This window comes from Aquabacter sp. (assembly GCF_965279295.1).
In the GTDB taxonomy this organism is placed as follows: Bacteria; Pseudomonadota; Alphaproteobacteria; order Rhizobiales; family Xanthobacteraceae; genus Aquabacter.
Map to the genome: position 1 here is coordinate 366,379 of NZ_CBDIHQ010000017.1, position 16,926 is coordinate 383,304.

Sequence of the window (16,926 nt, forward strand, 5' to 3'; positions counted from 1 at the left end):
CGCACTGAAAACGACACAAGGCGGGACGGTCTCAGCAGGAGACCGTTCCAATGAATGGCTCAATGCGAGACTGTTTTGGATAACAGGTTCACCACCAGCACGCCGGCGATGATGAGGCCAAGGCCGATGATCGCGGCCAAATCCAGCTTTTGACCGTAAACCACCGCCCCGATACCGGCGACGAGCACGATGCCGATCCCCGACCAGATCGCATAGGCGATGCCGACCGGCATGGTCTTCAGGGTCAGGGAAAGGCAGTAGAAGGCGATGGCATATCCCACTACGACGATGATGGACGGCACGAGGCGGGTGAAGCCCTCCGCAGCCTTGAGGGCCGAAGTGGCGATGACTTCCGCGACGATGGCGGTGAACAGCAGAAGATAGGTCATGCCACCATGAAGCGGTAAGCCGTTCGGGCCGTCAACGGCCGTAAGTGGACGCTGCGGCCTTGGTCATGACGTCGAGAACCCTGGCATCAGTTACGATATCGGGCGGTGGGGCAAAGGTGCGTCCGCCCAAGCTGCGCGCGGCTGTCCTCGCGCGGGTCAGTGTATCCGTATCGGAGTTCGTCTGGCCCCATAGGAGGTGTCGCATGGTCGGCTCACGGGCAACGCATCGCTTGTGCGACCAGGGCGGCGAGTGTGAGGGCGAACGCCCTCATCGCCGGTTCGGCCCCTGGTGCATTGGTGGAGGTTTCGTGCAGCGCGCCCAGGGCAACCCCGCCACTAAGGGTGCGATCCACCGCCGAATCCCAGGGGAAGCAGTTCCCCTTCTCTTCCAGAGGGCCAGTTGCTTTAACCCGCCAATTGCCCCGTCTCGGCGCCACCGGAGGGGGACAGCACCTCCACATGTATTAGTTCTCTATTTGTTCTAATGTATTCCGAAAGAGAGGGAGAGAGTCAAGGTCGCGATTGCGGGCTGGGTGTCTGCCCCATAGGCTGGATCCATGGCTATGCTCCTGTACGCACACCCCTTCTCTTCCTATTGTCAGAAGGTGCTGGTCGCGCTTTATGAGAGCGGCACGCCGTTCACGCTGCGTATGCTGGGCCCGGACCAGCCGGAGGCGGAGATTGAGCTTGAGGCGCTGTGGCCGCTGAAGCGCATGCCGGTTCTGGTAGATGGCGCACACACCCTCTTCGAGGCGAGCATCATCATCGAGTACCTGGAACTGAACCATCCAGGATCGGCCTCCCTTATTCCGCATGATAGGCAGGCGGCGCTCGATGTGCGTGCGCTGGACCGCGTGTTCGACAATTACATCATGACGCCCATGCAGAAGCTGGTGCTGAACCAGATCCGCCCGGAGGCCGAGCGCGATCCCTATGGCGTGGCGGAGGCGCGGGCCATGCTGGATACGGCCTATGACTGGCTCGACCAGCGCATGGCCGGGCGGACATGGGCGTGTGGCGAATCTTTCAGCCTCGCCGATTGCGCCGCGGCGCCATCGCTTTTCTATGCCGATTGGTCGCATGAGATCGGCGGCTCGCTGGCCAACCTGCGCGCCTATCGTGCCCGCCTTCTCACGCGCCCGTCCTTCGCGCGGGCTGTGGACGAGGCGCGCTCTTATCGCCCGTTCTTCCCGCTCGGAGCCCCGGACCGGGACTGAGGCGGACGCTAGGCTTTTGCCGTTCCCTCCGAGCCGGTTTCCAGCGTCTTGTGCGCGTCCTCCATTCGGTCGAGCTTGCGCAGGGGCGGACAGAGCCAGGCGCCGAGCGCGGTGACGGCGAGAATGGCGAAGCAGCCGGTAACCACCGCCGGGACGGCGCCGATCAGCCCGCCCATCACGCCGGCACGGAAGTCACCCAATTCGTTAGAGGCGCTCACCACCACCTGGTTCACGGCATTGACCCGGCCTTGCATGGCATCGGGCGTGGCAAGCTGGACCACCGTGGTGCGCACCACCACGCTCACCATGTCGGCGCCGCCGGCAATGGCCAGGGCGATGCACGACAGCACGATGGTCTCGGACAGGCCGAACACCAGCGTCGCCAAACCATGCAAGCCGACCGAGAGGATGAAGATCGGCCCCGCCTTTCGCTGCAACGGATAGCGCGCGAGGGCGAGGGCCACGAGCACGGCGCCGACCGCCGGGGCGCCACGCAGCAAGCCTAGACCCAGTGGCCCAGCATGCAAAATGTCCTTGGCATAGATCGGCAACAGCGCCACCACGCCGCCCAGCAAAACGGCGAAAAGATCAAGCAGGATGGAGCCGAGAATGAGCGGCTTGCGCCAGACGAACTGAATGCCCTCAATGACCCGCTCCAGCATGGAGATGCCGTGGCTATCGAGGCTGGGCGCGACCGCCGGCGGAATCTGCATGCGCCACCAAACGAAAGCCGCCGAAAGGCTCAACAGGGTGGTCGCGGCATAGGCCGCATCCTGCCCCATCAACAGCAAGAGTCCGGCGATGGCGGGCCCTACGATGGTGGCGAACTGGCCTGCGCTTGATGCCCAGGCGACGCCGCCCGCCAACCGCTCCGGGCCAAGAATTTGCGGCAGCAGGGCCGGCAGGGCGACGCGGTTGAACGCGGCGCCGACGCCGAAGACGCTGGTGAGCGCGATGTACGGCCAGACGTGAACCACCTCCATCAGCGCGAGAGCAAGGAAGCCCAATGAGGCCCCGGTCAGGATGAGCGAGGACAGCGTCAGGAGGAGAGAGCGGCTGACCCGGTCCGCCCAATCGCCGATGATGAGCCCGAACAACACCATGGGAATGAACATGGCGAGGCCCACATAGCCCAGCGCAATGGCGTCATTGCTGAATTCATAGATGTGCCAGCCTACAACCACCGCTTGCATGCGGGTCACAAGTTGACTGGAGAGCCGTCCGAACAAATAGGCACGAAACAAGGGGTCTTTGAGCACATCCATCTCCGTGCGGGAGTGGATGGTGTCTGTGGTCTGGCCCATAATGGGAGGTCGATCCTCGCGGGTGCGGCGATTCTCAGAGCGGTTACCGGCGCGCTGACAACCTAAGCGGCTCGCCCCGACATTTAAACGGGCGTTTTGACACTCGCCCCCTGGGAGCGCGCTTTAACGCTCCGTCAGCTTCAATTCGATGCGGCGATTGCGAGAGAGTGCGTCGTCGGATGTGCCGGAATCGAGGGGCTGGTATTCGCCGAAACCGGCCGCGATCAGGTGCCGAGGCTGCACGCCCTTGCTGATGAGATATTGCACCACCGCGATGGCGCGTGCCGCCGAAAGCTCCCAATTGGAGGGAAATTGCGGGGTTGAAATGGGCCGGCTGTCGGTGTGGCCGTCGACCCGCAAGGCCCAGGAAATATCCGGAGGGATCTGCTTTTCCAGATCCAGGATGGCACTGGCGAGCTGGTCGAGGGCGGTCAGGGCCTCGGGGCGGGGGGTGGCCGCGCCGCGGTCGAAGAAAACTTCCGACTGGAAAACGAAGCGGTCGCCAACCACACGGATATCCGGGCGATTGCCCAATATGTCCCTGAGGCGACCGAAGAATTCGGAGCGGAAGCGGCTCAGTTCCTGCACCCGCTGGGCCAGCGCCACGTTCAGCCGCCGCCCGAGATCGGCGACCTTGGATTGGCTTTCCTGGTCGCGCTTCTCGGAGATGTTCAGTGCCTCCTCCAGCGCCGACATCTGTCGACGGAGCGCGGCAATCTGCTGGTTGAGCAGGTCGATCTGGGCGAGGGCGCGGGCAGCGACATCCTTTTGCAAGTCGACCTCGCGCGCGAGCCCCTGTGCGCGGGACGGGTCGGGCGCGGCGGGTGCGGGAGCGCCGGCCTGGCTGCGCAAGCGGTCGCGCTCGACTTCAAGGGCGAACAAGTTGGCGCGCAGCGCGCTGATCTCGCCCTCTGCGGTCTGGCCGGTGGCCCGCTCCAGCGACAGAAGCTCGGTCAACTGACGGATTTGCGACTGGAGGCGCTGAAGCACATTGTCCTTGCCCGACATTTCCTGCGTCAGGAAGAACTGGGTGATCATGAACACGGACAGCAGAAATATAAACACCAGCAGCAGCGTGGAAAGGGCGTCCACGAAGCCGGGCCAATAGTCGATGGTGCGTTCGCGCCCGCGCCGCCCGAGAGCCATCCTTTAGCCCTCCCGCGGGCCTGAGCCGGCGCCCGGGCCACCCGCTTCAGCCTCGAAGGTGTCGATGCTTTGGTCTAGGCGATCGACAATGCGGCGCATCTCAGTCTGCTGGGCGCTCTGCACCTCAATCATCTGCTTCATGAGCGCCTGTTCGGAGCGCATGTGGGTGACGAGACCCTGGAGGCTTTCCGCCAGATGCGCCATTGCACTCGTGACGCGCTGGGTGCCCGCCTCGGTCATGGTGCGCTCAAGCCGGTCGAGTGCCTCCACCAGAGGCGTGATCTCGATCGGCGGGGGCGGCGGCAGGGCCAGCGGCAAAGGCAACGCGGTGGCTTCCATCACCGTCACCGGCTCCGACAGGCGCTCGCGGATGATGGTGGCGGGCGGGCCGACCGGGGATACGCCCATGTCCTGCACCGTGGTGGAAAGCCAGTCTTCAAGGTCGGTGTAGAAGCGGTTCTGCGCCTGGCCGGCCTGAAGGTCGAGGAAGCCGAGGACCAGCGAGCCCGCGAGGCCAAACAGCGATGAGGAAAACGAGATGCCCATGCCCGCCAGCGGGGCGGAGAGGCCGCGCTTGATTTCCTCGAACACCGAGCCTGTGTCAGGGCGGACCTCCAGCGCATTGATGACGCCGCTGATGGATGAGACGGTTTCCAGAAGGCCCCAGAAGGTGCCGAGCAGGCCGAGGAAGACCAGAAGGCCGGTGAGATAGCGCGCGGTGTCCCGCGCCTCGTCCAGGCGCGTGCCGATGGAATCGAGGATCGAGCGCATGGTGGTCTGCGAGATCGTCATCCGGCCGATGCGGTCACCCAGCAGTGCCGCCATGGGCGCCAGAAGGGTGGGCGGACGCGAAACCGCAAGGCCGGGGTCGGCGAGGCGGAAGGAATTGACCCATTCCACTTCGGGAAACAGCCGGGCAACCTGGCGGATCGCCAGGATGATGCCGATGCCGAGAACGCCGAAGATCACCCCGTTGAGGCCGGGATTGTTCAGGAAGGCGGCGAGAATCTGCTGATAAAGCACCGAGGAAAGCGCAATGCAGAGCCCAAGAAAAACAATGATCCGCACGAGAAAGATGCGGGGGGAAGAGACCTTTATAAATGGATCGACAATGCGCGCCATGTTCGCTCCCGCACGCCGCTTCGGTGCGCGATGACTATGGCATACCTGAGCCAAAATGGCACCCGCACGCCGCAATGCAGGGTGTTCCCCTGAAGTCAGCGGCGGCAAGGGGCGTTTAAGCGGCCTTTTTTGACCTCTCAGGCGGTCTTCAGGAGGGCCAGGAGATCTCGGCGGATGTCCTCGTTGCCGGCGATGACGTCGCCCTTTTCCAACACCCGGTCGCCGCCGTCGAGATCGGAGACGTAGCCGCCGGCCTCGCGCACCATGATGATGCCGGCCGCCATGTCCCAGGGGCTGAGATCACGCTCCCAGAACGCATCGAATCGCCCGGACGCGACCCAGGCGAGGTCGAGCGCCGCCGAACCGGTGCGCCGCAGTCCAGCCACTTGGGTCTGCACAACGCCGAGTTCGCTGTTGAAGCGGGCGTGATTTCCACGGCCGAGATGCGGCAGGCCGCAGCACACCACGGTGTCGGCCAGCTTGCGGCGCGCCGCGACCCGCAGGCGCCGGTCGTTCAGGAACGCGCCCTGGCCCTTTTCTGCGACGTAAAGCTCGTCCGTGACCGGGTTGAAGATCACGCCGGCAAACGGAACGCCATTGCGCACCAGCCCAACCGAGATCGCGAACAGGGGAATGCCGTGAAGGAAATTGGTGGTGCCATCGAGCGGATCGACCACCCATTCGTTGGCAACGTCCGTGCCCTCGACGCGGCCGCGCTCCTCCATCAGGAAGCTGTAGCCGGGGCGGGCCCGGGACAGTTCGGCGAACAGCGTATCCTCGGCCTTGCGGTCTGCGGCGGAAACGAAGTTCGCGGGACCCTTGGCGGAGACCTGGAGGTTCTCCACTTCGCCGAAATCGCGGATTAGGGCACGTCCGGCTTTGCGAACGGCCTGGACCATCACAGTCATAAGAGGGGTGCGGATCATGGATTTTCCCTGCCGTTGCGCGGAAAAAGGGCCGCGCGCGGCAGCCGTGAAATCTTGGAGCGGGCTTCGTGTGCCCGCCCGACGTGGCGCCGTCAAGGCGTGCGAAGGGCAGGGCAGGGTTGCGAAGCTCAAAATCGGGCGTCGGTGGTGTTGAATGCCCACTTCCGGGCGGTCTCTTCCGCTTTGTTGCGGTCGGCCTCGGAGAGCGAGGCGACCACTTGGTCGAGATAGGGGTCGCCGAGGCCGCGGCTGCGGGCCAGGATGTGCCAACTCGCCGATGCCAGCCGATCCTGCGGCACGCCGCGCCCGACGGACAGCAGGCGGGCATAGCGGTTCTGCGCGATGGCGTTGCCCTCCAGCGCGGCCTTGCGGAACATTCGGGCGCCGGCCGCCTCGTCCTTGGGAACGCCGTTGCCGTTGAAGGTGGCAATGGCCAGCTCGACTTCCGCCGTCACATGGTTTTGCGCCGCCGCCTCGGCCAGGAGCTTCATGGCGCCGGCCTTGTCGGGGGCGATGCCGTTGCCTTCCTTCTTCATGACTGCGAGCGCGTATTGCGCGTCCGATATGCCGGCGTCCGAGGCCTGCTGGAACCACTTGGCGGCGACGGCATAATCGGATGGGAACGGGCGCCCCTGCATGTAGAGCAGGCCGAGATTATAGGCCGCTGGGCCATTGCCCAACTTCGCCGCCTGCTCGAACCATTTGGCCGCTTCCGTGTCGCTCTGCGGCATGCCTTGCCCGGTGAGTGAGGCCATGCCGAGCGCGAACATGGCGTTGGCATCGCCATCCTGCGCGGCGCGGCGATAATAATCCGCGGCGCGCGGCGGATCGTAGGGGACACCGAAACCGCGTCCATAGAGTTCGCCGAGCAGGGTATAGGCGGCCGGGTCCTTGCCGGCGCGCACCCGCCTGATCGCCTCTTGGGCGGCGGTGATGTAGAGCCCGCTCTGATAGGCGCCGAATGCGATGTCTACGGACCCGGTGGACCCGAAGGTCGGAGTTGCCGCAGCCGAGGGCGCTGGGAGCGGAGAAACCGGAGACGACGCGAGGGACTTAGGCGTCCCCTGTGCCGCTGCTGGCGCGATTGGCTTCGCCGCAGCCGGCTTAGGGGCCGCAGGCTTTTGCTGTGGGGGATTGGCAGAGGGGTTGGCAGGCGGATTTGCGGGAGCGGGCCGTGCCGGCACCGCAGCGGCTGGGGCTTGGGGCGCTACATCAGGTGCCGTGGAGGTCTGGGCGAAAGCCGCGCCGCCCGTGAGCAGGGCGAGGATAACCGCGAGAGGCCCACGGCGGTTCAAGGCGTCACCTCAAGCGCGTTGATCAGCGCCGTGACCCGCGTGATGGCCTCGACAGTGACCAGGGCGCCGTCCAGGGCGATAAAATCGGCGCCGGCCTGCGCCAGCGCCACGGCTTCCGCGTCAGAACGTGCGATGCCCACGCATGGGACCTCGAAGACTTCGGCCCACCAGTCCACCGCGTCGATGGTCTGCTCGAAATCGCCGGGCAGATCGCCGAATAGGACATAGTCCGCGCCCGCCTCCCCCGCCTCCATCGCATCGTGCCGGCTGGCAAGTCCACCGACACCGGCGATGCGGCGGGGTTTCAGCGCCGGCAAGGCCGCACGCAGCGCCGGGAGGTCGCCCAGGTGAGACCCATCAGCCTCAATGCCCGCGACGAGATCCGCGCGTCCGTCCACCAGGAAGGCACCACCCGCCGCCTGCACCGGGGCCGCGAGCGCCGCCAGACGGGCACGCTCGTGCGGGCCTTCCTTGACCGGCGCGATCACGGCCGCGATGTCGCCGGACTGCATCAGCGCCTCCATGACCACCGGCGCGAAAGCGGCATCGGCGGGGAGGATCAGCATAAAGCGCGGGGCGGCGGAAGATGGTGAAGCAGGCATGGGAATGATCGGTCAGCCAGGAAGCGGGCAAAAGCGGGGCGGTGGACGATGGCTAGCCGGATGAGGATGAAAAAGGCAAGGGCGTTGGGGGCATGACCGCAAAAAGAAGGCCCGCCGCACCTTCCGATGCGACGGGCCTCGCATACGCTGGAAACAATCAGCTCAGGCGGCGGCCTTGCGCTCCTGCTCCGCCGACCACTGGCCGAGGGCGGCGAGCGAGTTCATGCGGGCGCGGTGGTTGAAGGCGGCCTGGGCTGCGGGGACGTTTTCCGCCTTGCCCGACCATGCCTTCTGCGGCGCGGCCTGGAGCGCACGGCCGTAGGAATAGGTCAGCTTCCAGGGCAGGTTGCCGAGCTTCACCATGGCGTCCAGATGGGCGGTGGCGTCCTCGTCCGACTGGCCGCCGGAGAGGAAGGCGATGCCCGGCACCGCAGCCGGCACGCAGCTCTTGAGAACCCGAACGGTCTTCTCGGCCACCTCCTCGATGGAAGCGCCGGAGCGGGACTTCTTGCCCGGCACGATCATGTTGGGCTTCAGAACCATGCCTTCCAGACGGACGCGCTGGAGGAAGAGTTCCTCGAACACGGCCTTCAGCACGGCTTCTGTGACTTCGTAGCAGCGTTCGATGCCATGATCGCCGTCCATCAGCACTTCGGGCTCGACGATGGGAACGATCTTGTTTTCCTGGCACAGCGCCGCATAGCGGGCGAGCGCATGGGCGTTGGCGAGCACGGCGGTGCGGCTCGGGATGCCGGCGCCGATATCGATCACCGCGCGCCACTTCGCGAAGCGGGCGCCGAGATCATAATAGGCCTCAAGGCGTCCGCCGAGCCCGTCCAGGCCCTCGGTGATGGTCTCGCCGGGGCACAGGGAGAGAGACTTGGCGCCCGCATCCACCTTGATGCCGGGGATCGAGCCGGCGTCCTGGATCAACTGCACGAGCGGCGTGCCGTCCTTTGCCTTCTGGCGAATGGTCTCGTCGAACAGGATGACGCCCGAGATATAATCCCGCATGGCCGGCGTGGTTCGGAACATCAGCTCGCGATAGTCGCGGCGATTGTCCTCGGTGTTCTGAACGCCGATGGCGTCGAACCGCTTCTGGATCGTTCCGGTGCTTTCGTCTGCGGCCAGGATACCTTTGCCGTCAGCCACCATTTTTTGCGCGATCGCGTCGAGCTCAGCAGTCATCATTCTTCACCCATCTCTGGAAGCCGCTTCTGCGGCTTTGATCTGAATCAACCATGCCAGGAGCGCATGGTAAAATCTGGGCTTCAGCGGCGCAGTGCCTCGACGCCTGGAAGGGACTTGCCTTCCAGCCATTCGAGGAAGGCGCCGCCAGCCGTGGACACATAGGAAAAACGCTCGGCCACACCGGCATGGTTGAGCGCTGCCACCGTGTCGCCGCCCCCCGCCACCGACAGCAGTTTGCCTGCCTGCGTGGCATCGGCGGCCGCGCGGGCCACCGCGACGGTCGCGGCATCGAACGGGGTCAGCTCGAACGCGCCGAACGGGCCGTTCCACACCACCGTGCGCGCCGTCTTCAGCTTTTCGGTCACCAGGCGCACCGTGGCTGGGCCGGCATCGAGGATCATCTCGTCGTCGGCGACTTCGGCCACCGGCACCACGCGGTGTGGGGCATTGGCGGCAAACGCCTTGGCAACCACAGCATCCACCGGCAGCACGATCTCGCAGTGGCCGGCCTTGGCTTTGGCGAGGATCTCGCGTGCGGTCGGGGCGAGGTCGTGCTCGCACAGCGACTTGCCGACATTGATGCCCTGGGCCGCCAGGAAGGTGTTGGCCATGCCGCCGCCGATCACCAGCAGGTCCACCTTGGCGCTGAGGTTGCCCAGCAGATCGAGCTTGCTGGAGACCTTGGCGCCGCCCACCACGGCGAGGACCGGACGCTCAGGCGCCTCAAGCGCCTGCGTCAGTGCCTCGATCTCGCCTTGCATGGCGCGGCCCAGGAAAGCCGGCAGCGCGTGAGCCAGTCCCTCGGTGGAGGCATGCGCGCGGTGCGCCGTGGAGAAGCTGTCGTTGACGTAGAGGTCGCCGAGCTTGGCGAGCGCGGCGACGAAGTCCGGCGCGTTCTTTTCCTCGCCAGGATAGAAGCGGGTGTTTTCCAGCACCAGCACGCCACCGGGCGTGAGCGCGGCGATCGCCGCCTCGGCATCCGGACCGATGCAATCTTTCGCGAAGCTCACCGGCGCGCCCAGCGCCGCAGCGACGGCGGGCACCACCGCGGCCAATGACTGGCTCTCGTCGCGGCCCTTCGGGCGGCCGAAGTGGGAGATCAAGATCGCACGGCCACCCCGGCGGGTGATGTCCCGCACGGTCGGTATGATCGACTGGATGCGCGTGTCGTCGGTGACGCGCGCGCCGTCCATCGGGACGTTCAGGTCGACGCGAACCAACACGCTCTTGCCGGCAAGGTCCGCCTCATCGAGGGTGCGGAAGGAGGAGAGATCGACGCCCGGCTTTGGGGCGCCGGTCTTGGTCGTGTCGGTCTTTTTGGTACCGCTCTTGGCAACGGCGGCAGCTGATGCGTTCATGGGCTTTGCTCCCGATCGCCGCTCAGCCCAGCTTTCCAAGCGCGACGGCGGTATCCGCCATGCGGTTCGAGAATCCCCACTCGTTGTCGTACCACGACATCACGCGCACCAGCGTCCCGTCCATGACCTTGGTCTGGTCCATGTGGAAGGTGGAGGAGTGGGGATCGTGGTTGAAGTCGATGGAGACGTTGGGCTGGGTCGTGAAGTTCAGGACGCCCTTCAGCTCCTGTTCGGCGGCACGCTTGATGGCGTCGTTGATCTCCGAGATCGTGGTCGGGCGCTTGGCCACGAACTTCAGGTCGATGACAGAGACGTTCGGCGTGGGAACGCGGATCGAGACGCCGTCCAGCTTGCCATTCAATTCCGGCAGCACCAGCCCGACCGCCTTGGCGGCGCCGGTGGATGTTGGGATCATGGAAACGGCGGCGGCGCGGGCGCGATAAAGATCCTTATGCACCTGGTCCAGCGAGGGCTGGTCGTTGGTGTAGGAGTGAATGGTGGTCATGAAGCCGTGCACGATGCCGACCGTGTCGTTCAGCACCTTCGCCACCGGGGCGAGACAGTTGGTGGTGCACGAGGCGTTGGAAACCACGAAATGATCAGCGGTGAGCTGATCATGGTTCACGCCGTAGACGACGGTGATGTCGGCGCCTTCGGCGGGAGCGGAGATCAGCACGCGCTTGGCGCCGGCGGTCAGATGCGCCGAGGCCTTCTCCTTCGAGGTGAAGATGCCGGTGCATTCCAGCGCGATATCGACGCCGAGTTCCCTGTGGGGCAGCAGGGCGGGATCGCGCACCGCGGTCACCTTGATCTTGCCCTTGCCGCAATCGATGGTGTCGCCGTCCACGATCACCTCGGCCGGAAAGCGGCCGTGCACGCTGTCAAAGCGCAGCAGGTGGGCGTTGGTCTCCACGGGGGCGAGATCGTTGATCGCCACCACCTGGATGTCGGTGCGGCCCGATTCGATGATGGCGCGCAGAATGTTGCGCCCGATGCGACCGAACCCGTTGATGGCCACCTTCACCGTCATGTCATCCTCCATCCGCCGGTCCTGCGGACCAGCCGTCCATTTTCCGACCCATTCGGCCCGCGTTCAACGCGAGGGCCTTTCTTAAAGCTCGTGTGTCACGCCTGCCGAAGCTGGGAAAGGGCCGCCTCGGCGACCGCTTCCGGCGTAATGCCGAAATGCTTGAAAAGTTCCTTGGCCGGCGCGCTCGCACCGAAGCTGGTCATTCCAATAAAGGCTGCATCCGACCCGATTATGGCGTCCCAGCCCATTCGGATCGCCGCCTCGATGCCGACCTTGGCCGGAGCGTTGCCGATGACCGCTGCACGTTCGTCCCGCGGACGCTCCAGGAACAGTTCGAAGGAGGGGACGGAGACGACACGCGTCGGCACGCCCTGGGCTTCCAGCAGCTTGCGCGCGTCAGCCGCGAGCGAGACTTCCGAGCCGGTGGCGAACAGAGAGACCTGGGCCTCGCCGCTGGCGGCCAGAATTTCGTAGGCGCCTTCCGCCGAGCGGTTGGCATCATCTTGCGTGCGCAGGATCGGCAGGTTCTGGCGCGAGAGGATCAGCGCGCTCGGCCGGTCCTTGGCCTTGAGGGCGATTTCCCAGCACTCGGCGGTCTCCACCGTGTCGCTGGGACGCAGTACCAAAAGGCCGGGGATCGCCCGCAGCGCCGCAAGGTGCTCCACCGGCTGATGGGTGGGGCCGTCCTCGCCGAGGCCGATGGAATCGTGGGTCAGCACATGGATCACCCGCTCGCCCATGAGGGCGGCGAGGCGGATGGCCGGGCGTGAATAGTCCGAGAACACCAGGAAGGTGCCGGAATAAGGAATGAAGCCGCCGTGCAGGGCGATGCCGTTCATCGCTGCCGCCATGCCGTGCTCGCGCACGCCCCAGTGCACGAAGGTTCCGGAGAAGTCGTCCGGAGTGACCGCCTTCTGGCCCTTGGCACGGGTGTTGTTCGAACCGGTGAGGTCGGCCGAGCCGCCAAGCATCTCGGGCACTGCCAGGGTGATGGCGTCGAGCGTGATCTCGGAGGACTTGCGGGTCGCCACGGCACCGCCGTCGGCGATCGCCTTGGCCTTCACGGACTTAACGGCGTCGCCCAGCGCGGTCGGCAGGTCATTTTTCCGGCGCCGCTCGAACTCGTCATGCTCGGTCGCGGGCAGGGCGGCGAGGCGCTCCTGCCAGGCGGTGCGCGCGGCGGCGCCCTTGGACGCCGCGTCGCGCCAGCCGGCGTAGACGTCGGCGGGAATCTCGAAGGCCGCGCCTTCCCAGTTCAGCGCAGCGCGGGTCGCCGCGATCTCGGCCGCGCCAAGCGGGGCGCCATGCACCTTCTCGCTGCCGGCCTTGGCCGGCGAGCCGAAGCCGATCACGGTGCGGCAGGCGATCAGGCTCGGCGTGTCGCTGGCTTTTGCCGCCTCAAGCGCCGCGAGGATGGCGTCGGGGTCGTGCCCGTCGACGCGGGTCACGTCCCAGCCGGACGCCGTGAAGCGGGCAAGCTGGTCGGTGGATCCGGAAATCGAGGTGGCACCGTCGATGGAAATGAGATTGTCGTCCCACATCACGATCAGCTTCGAGAGCTTCATGTGCCCGGCCAGATCGATGGCCTCCTGGCTGAGACCCTCCATGAGGTCGCCGTCCGAGGCGAGCACATAGGTGTGGTGGTCCACCACCCCAGCGCCGAAGCGGGCGGCCATCAGGCGCTCACCCATGGCGAAGCCAACGGCGGTGGCGATGCCCTGGCCCAGCGGCCCTGTGGTGGTCTCGATGCCCGTGGTGACGAAATTCTCAGGATGTCCCGGCGTGAGCGAGCCCAACTGGCGGAATCGCTTCAGCTCATCAATGGTCACATTCTCGTAGCCCAGCAGGTGAAGCAGGGAATAGAGCAGCATGGAGCCGTGGCCGGCCGAGAGAATGAAGCGGTCGCGATCCGGCCACCTGGGGTCGGCGGGATCGAACTTCATGACCTTGGTGAACAGCACGGTGGCGATATCGGCCGCGCCCATGGGCAGACCCGGGTGACCGGAGTTGGCCGCCTCGACGGCATCCATGGCAAGGAACCGGATGGCGTTGGCCATGCGGTCGTGAAGGGTGCGGCTTGACATGCGGGGCGTGTCTCCGGCGCCGAGGGCGCCTCGTTCCGGTCCATGACGGAGGCAGGGTAAAGATGCCTGCCTCGGGCCGCGGCAGTGATAGCAGCGCCGCCAGGGGTGTCAAACGCAGCGGTGGCGGAACGTCAAGTGCAGGCGGCGTTGAGCTGCCGCGCCTCATCGTCGCGCTGAACCCTTTCGAAGCCTATCGGGAGGGTCCGGAGAGCAGCTTGCGTAAGGTCTCGCGGCCTCCACCCCAGCTCACATCTGAAATCCGCCAGCCGACCTGGGTGCGGAGCAGTTTGTAGATTATGGTCTTCCTCTCATCGAAATTGTTGAATTGGGCGGTCACCTGCGCTTCCTTTGCGGAAATCGGCTTGGCGACATAGTCCACCGAGCTGATCTCGAACTCCTGACCGTCCACGAACGGGTCGAATTCCAGGCGCGGTTCTTCAAGTCCGCCGTCGGTCACCAGCAGTTTGGCGAGAGTCGGCTCGAAATAGTCCTTCGCGACGCCGGGATCGACATAGTTGAATGCCACCAGCGTGTCGGGCTGGGTATCGAGATAATGCTGGTAAAGCGCGCGCACCACCGCCTCCGGTGTTGGAGGCGCGGCTGGCTTGGCGCCCTGCGCCAGCGCGGGGAGCGTCACCAAGCCGAAAAGGCAGGCGGCGGCAAGCGGACGCAATGTCCGTAGAAATGAAAATCCAGCCCTCAGTGTCGTGTGCACGCGTTTCATTCCCCCACCGGCCCCGCATTTGCGCAGGACTTCGACGTCATAGCGACGTCCCCGCTTGTCTCAGCCACGTCTTATTTGCGTTGACAAGTGGGAAGTTGATGGTGGCTTCCACCTCGACTCGGTTACACTTTCTTGCATGTACGCTGTGAAGCAACGCCAACCTGACCTCGGCCCCATCGAGCTGGCCACCCAGCGGCTCCACGCAGCCCTCGACGCGCTCGGCGCGGCGGTGGACCGGCGCCGCGAGATGGACCGCCAGCAGGAGGCGCTTCTGGCGCAACTCCACGCCATGGGCAACGACCGGGCACGTCTGGCTCAGGAGTTGGATGAGGCCTGCGCGCGCATTGCCGAACTTGGCGATGTGGGGCAGGAGGTGACGCGCCGGCTGGATGTCGCCATGGGCACCATCCGCGATGTGCTCGCCACGCACGGCGGCTAGCCCCAGGCAGTTAACCCAAGGACCGGGATCGACCATGGCTCAGGTGAGCGTCACGATATCCGGCCGCCAATATCGGATGGCCTGCGATGAGGGGCAGGAGGAGCATCTTATGCGCCTCGGCCGCGACGTGGACAGCCGCATCGGCCAGTTGCGCACCGCGTTCGGCGAGATCGGCGATCAGCGCCTCACCGTCATGGCTGCCGTCACCATCGCCGATGAATTGCACGAGGCCCGTGCCCGCATCCGCGCCCTGGAGAGCGATATCGAGGGGCAGCGCGACGCCCGCGCCTCCGCCATCGCGCGCATCGAGGCGAGCGAGGAAGTCGTGGCTCGCACCATCGACGAGGCCGCCGAACACCTCGAACGCCTCGCCCGCGACATCGCCCCACCCGCCGCGCGGGTGGTGGGCATGGGCTGAGGGTTTTTCCGGCCCACGCTATCCTCCAGCCCGTATCGCGCGGTCTGCGCCTTACCGTCCACCCGGCAGCGGAAACTCACATGCTCATCGCGGGCTCGGGTCCAGGCGCCATCGGTGTCGGGTTGGCGACCATGACGGACGATGGCGAGGTGCTGGACACCTGGTTCCGCACCCTCGCCTTAACCTCAGATGTCACGGCCGCCGGCTCCGCTCGGCTGGAGCCCTCTGAAATCGCCGGGGAATTTCCCGCCGGTGTGGATCGGGCAATCGGACCTGACCAAAGGCGCGGGGTAAGCGTCTTCGCGGTGCGCACGCGCATCTCCGATCTCGCGGCGCCGCCGCTCGATATTCACGACCTTTATCTCAGGCTGCATCTGCTGAGCCATCGGCTGGTGCGGCCGCACGGGCTCAACCTCGACGGCATGGCGGCGCTCACGCGCGATGTCGCCTGGACTTCGATCGGCCCCTGCGCACCGGAGCAGGTGGAGGCCACGCAGTGGCTGGGGCGGACCCAGGGCTTCGCGGTGGATCTTCGGGGCATCTTCCGCATCCCGCGCATGGTGGACTATGTGGTGCCAAGCGGCGTCAGCATGTCCAACGCCGACCGGGTCTGGCTGGGTGCCCATCTGGCGCCTGGAACCATCCTCACCGCCGAGGGCTTCTGCGGCTTCAACGCCGGGACCCTCGGACGCGCGATGGTGGAAGGCCGGATCAGCTCTGGCGTCGTGGTCGGGGAGGGGACCGACATCGGCGGCGGCGCCTCGATCATGGGAACCATATCGGGCGGCGGGAAGCAGGTGATCAGCGTGGGCAGGAACTGCCTGCTGGGTGCGAATTCCGGCATCGGGATTTCACTCGGCGACAATTGCTCCGTCGAGGCGGGCTGCTACATCACTGCCGGTGCGCCGATTACCTTGGCTTCGGGCGAGGTGGTGAAGGCCCTCGCATTGTCCGGCCAGCCCGGCTTGGTCTTCCGCCGCAACGGCCGGACTGGTCAGCTTGAGGCCGTTGCCAGCACCCGCTCTCTAGACCAGCTCATCCGGAACTGCACCCGCCAGCTTAAAGACCGCTCGCCATGCCAAAGGCTCTGGCACGCGCCGAGGCATCGTTATAGTGAGCAAAGGTGGAAACGCAGGATTCTCGCATGCCTTTGTATTCGCTCGACGGGCTCAGCCCGGAACTGCCCGCTTCCGGCCGCTATTGGATCGCGCCGGACGCGAAAGTCATCGGCCGCGTGGTCATCAAGGACGACGCCAGCATCTGGTTCGGCTGCGTTCTGCGCGGCGACAATGAAGAGATCGTCGTCGGCGAAGGCACGAACATTCAGGAGAATTGCGTTCTCCACACCGATCCCGGCTATCCCATGACGCTCGGCACCAATGTCACGATCGGCCATATGGCGATCCTGCATGGCTGCACGGTGGGGGACAACAGCCTGATCGGCATGGGCGCCACGGTGCTCAACGGGGCAAAGATCGGCAAGAATTGCTTGGTCGGTAGCAATGCGCTGGTGACCGAGGGCAAGGAATTTCCGGACAATTCCCTGATCGTCGGCACGCCGGCCAAGGTTATCCGCACGCTGGATGCTGACGCCGCCGAGCGGCTGCGCGACACGGCATTGCGCTATCAGGCCAATTGGAAGCGGTTTGCCGCTGGCCTCCAGCGCATCGACTGATAAACC

16 protein-coding genes and 1 pseudogene are annotated in these 16,926 nt (G+C 65.6%); 5 read left to right on the plus strand and 12 right to left on the minus strand.

Annotation, left to right across the window (positions count from 1 at the left end):
• Window positions 1-59: 59 nt before the first annotated feature.
• Complete coding sequence (locus ADADO0_RS16340) at window positions 60-389, minus strand: DMT family transporter (RefSeq protein WP_511306236.1); 330 nt, start codon at window positions 387-389, stop codon at window positions 60-62.
• A gap of 557 nt (window positions 390-946) precedes the next feature.
• On the opposite strand from ADADO0_RS16340, the gene ADADO0_RS16345 reads away from it, so the two are divergent.
• On the plus strand, window positions 947-1,606 hold the full coding sequence (locus ADADO0_RS16345) for a glutathione S-transferase family protein (RefSeq protein ID WP_511306237.1): 660 nt from the start codon (window positions 947-949) through the stop codon (window positions 1,604-1,606).
• A gap of 8 nt (window positions 1,607-1,614) precedes the next feature.
• On the opposite strand, the gene ADADO0_RS16350 is transcribed toward ADADO0_RS16345, so the two are convergent.
• The 11 genes from ADADO0_RS16350 to ADADO0_RS16400 all read right to left on the minus strand — a co-directional run bounded on the left by ADADO0_RS16350 (window position 1,615) and on the right by ADADO0_RS16400 (window position 14,388).
• Window positions 1,615-2,910: an MFS transporter gene (locus ADADO0_RS16350; RefSeq protein ID WP_511306238.1), complete on the minus strand. Its 1,296-nt coding sequence runs from the start codon at window positions 2,908-2,910 to the stop codon at window positions 1,615-1,617.
• Window positions 2,911-3,033: 123 nt separating this feature from the next.
• Window positions 3,034-4,056, minus strand: a complete 1,023-nt coding sequence (locus tag ADADO0_RS16355) for a peptidoglycan -binding protein (RefSeq protein WP_511306240.1) — start codon at window positions 4,054-4,056, stop codon at window positions 3,034-3,036.
• A gap of 3 nt (window positions 4,057-4,059) precedes the next feature.
• Complete coding sequence (locus ADADO0_RS16360; RefSeq protein ID WP_511306241.1) at window positions 4,060-5,178, minus strand: OmpH family outer membrane protein; 1,119 nt, start codon at window positions 5,176-5,178, stop codon at window positions 4,060-4,062.
• 137 nt (window positions 5,179-5,315) lie between these two features.
• Window positions 5,316-6,104, minus strand: coding sequence for an inositol monophosphatase family protein (locus tag ADADO0_RS16365; protein WP_511306242.1), 789 nt, complete (start codon window positions 6,102-6,104; stop codon window positions 5,316-5,318).
• A 128-nt stretch (window positions 6,105-6,232) separates the two neighbouring features.
• On the minus strand, window positions 6,233-7,399 hold the full coding sequence (locus ADADO0_RS16370) for a tetratricopeptide repeat protein (protein WP_511306243.1): 1,167 nt from the start codon (window positions 7,397-7,399) through the stop codon (window positions 6,233-6,235).
• Entirely contained in the window at window positions 7,396-8,001 is a 606-nt protein-coding gene (locus tag ADADO0_RS16375) for a thiamine phosphate synthase (protein WP_511306244.1), read from the minus strand. The genes ADADO0_RS16370 and ADADO0_RS16375 overlap by 4 nt, the downstream gene beginning before the upstream one ends.
• Before the next feature lie 162 nt (window positions 8,002-8,163).
• Entirely contained in the window at window positions 8,164-9,192 is a 1,029-nt protein-coding gene (locus ADADO0_RS16380; protein WP_511306245.1) for a class I fructose-bisphosphate aldolase, read from the minus strand.
• Window positions 9,193-9,272: 80 nt separating this feature from the next.
• Window positions 9,273-10,550 (minus strand): phosphoglycerate kinase, encoded by a 1,278-nt coding sequence (locus tag ADADO0_RS16385; protein WP_511306246.1) that lies wholly within the window; start codon window positions 10,548-10,550, stop codon window positions 9,273-9,275.
• 22 nt (window positions 10,551-10,572) lie between these two features.
• On the minus strand, window positions 10,573-11,580 hold the full coding sequence (gap, locus tag ADADO0_RS16390) for a type I glyceraldehyde-3-phosphate dehydrogenase (RefSeq protein ID WP_511306247.1): 1,008 nt from the start codon (window positions 11,578-11,580) through the stop codon (window positions 10,573-10,575).
• A gap of 95 nt (window positions 11,581-11,675) precedes the next feature.
• On the minus strand, window positions 11,676-13,664 hold the full coding sequence (tkt, locus tag ADADO0_RS16395; protein ID WP_511306248.1) for a transketolase: 1,989 nt from the start codon (window positions 13,662-13,664) through the stop codon (window positions 11,676-11,678).
• 190 nt (window positions 13,665-13,854) lie between these two features.
• A complete protein-coding gene (locus ADADO0_RS16400) occupies window positions 13,855-14,388 on the minus strand; it encodes a YqhG/Tai3 family protein (protein ID WP_511306249.1) in 534 nt (177 codons plus the stop codon).
• Window positions 14,389-14,533: 145 nt separating this feature from the next.
• On the opposite strand from ADADO0_RS16400, the gene ADADO0_RS16405 reads away from it, so the two are divergent.
• The 4 genes and pseudogenes from ADADO0_RS16405 (at window position 14,534) to ADADO0_RS16420 (ending at window position 16,920) form a co-directional block, all read left to right on the plus strand.
• Window positions 14,534-14,827: a DUF4164 domain-containing protein gene (locus ADADO0_RS16405; protein ID WP_511306250.1), complete on the plus strand. Its 294-nt coding sequence runs from the start codon at window positions 14,534-14,536 to the stop codon at window positions 14,825-14,827.
• Between the two features lie 34 nt (window positions 14,828-14,861).
• Complete coding sequence (locus ADADO0_RS16410; RefSeq protein ID WP_511306251.1) at window positions 14,862-15,245, plus strand: cell division protein ZapA; 384 nt, start codon at window positions 14,862-14,864, stop codon at window positions 15,243-15,245.
• Between the two features lie 422 nt (window positions 15,246-15,667).
• Window positions 15,668-16,132: pseudogene (locus tag ADADO0_RS16415) on the plus strand (DapH/DapD/GlmU-related protein); the annotation flags it as partial.
• Window positions 16,133-16,389: 257 nt separating this feature from the next.
• On the plus strand, window positions 16,390-16,920 hold the full coding sequence (locus ADADO0_RS16420) for a gamma carbonic anhydrase family protein (protein WP_511306252.1): 531 nt from the start codon (window positions 16,390-16,392) through the stop codon (window positions 16,918-16,920).
• The last annotated feature ends 6 nt before the right edge of the window (window positions 16,921-16,926 follow it).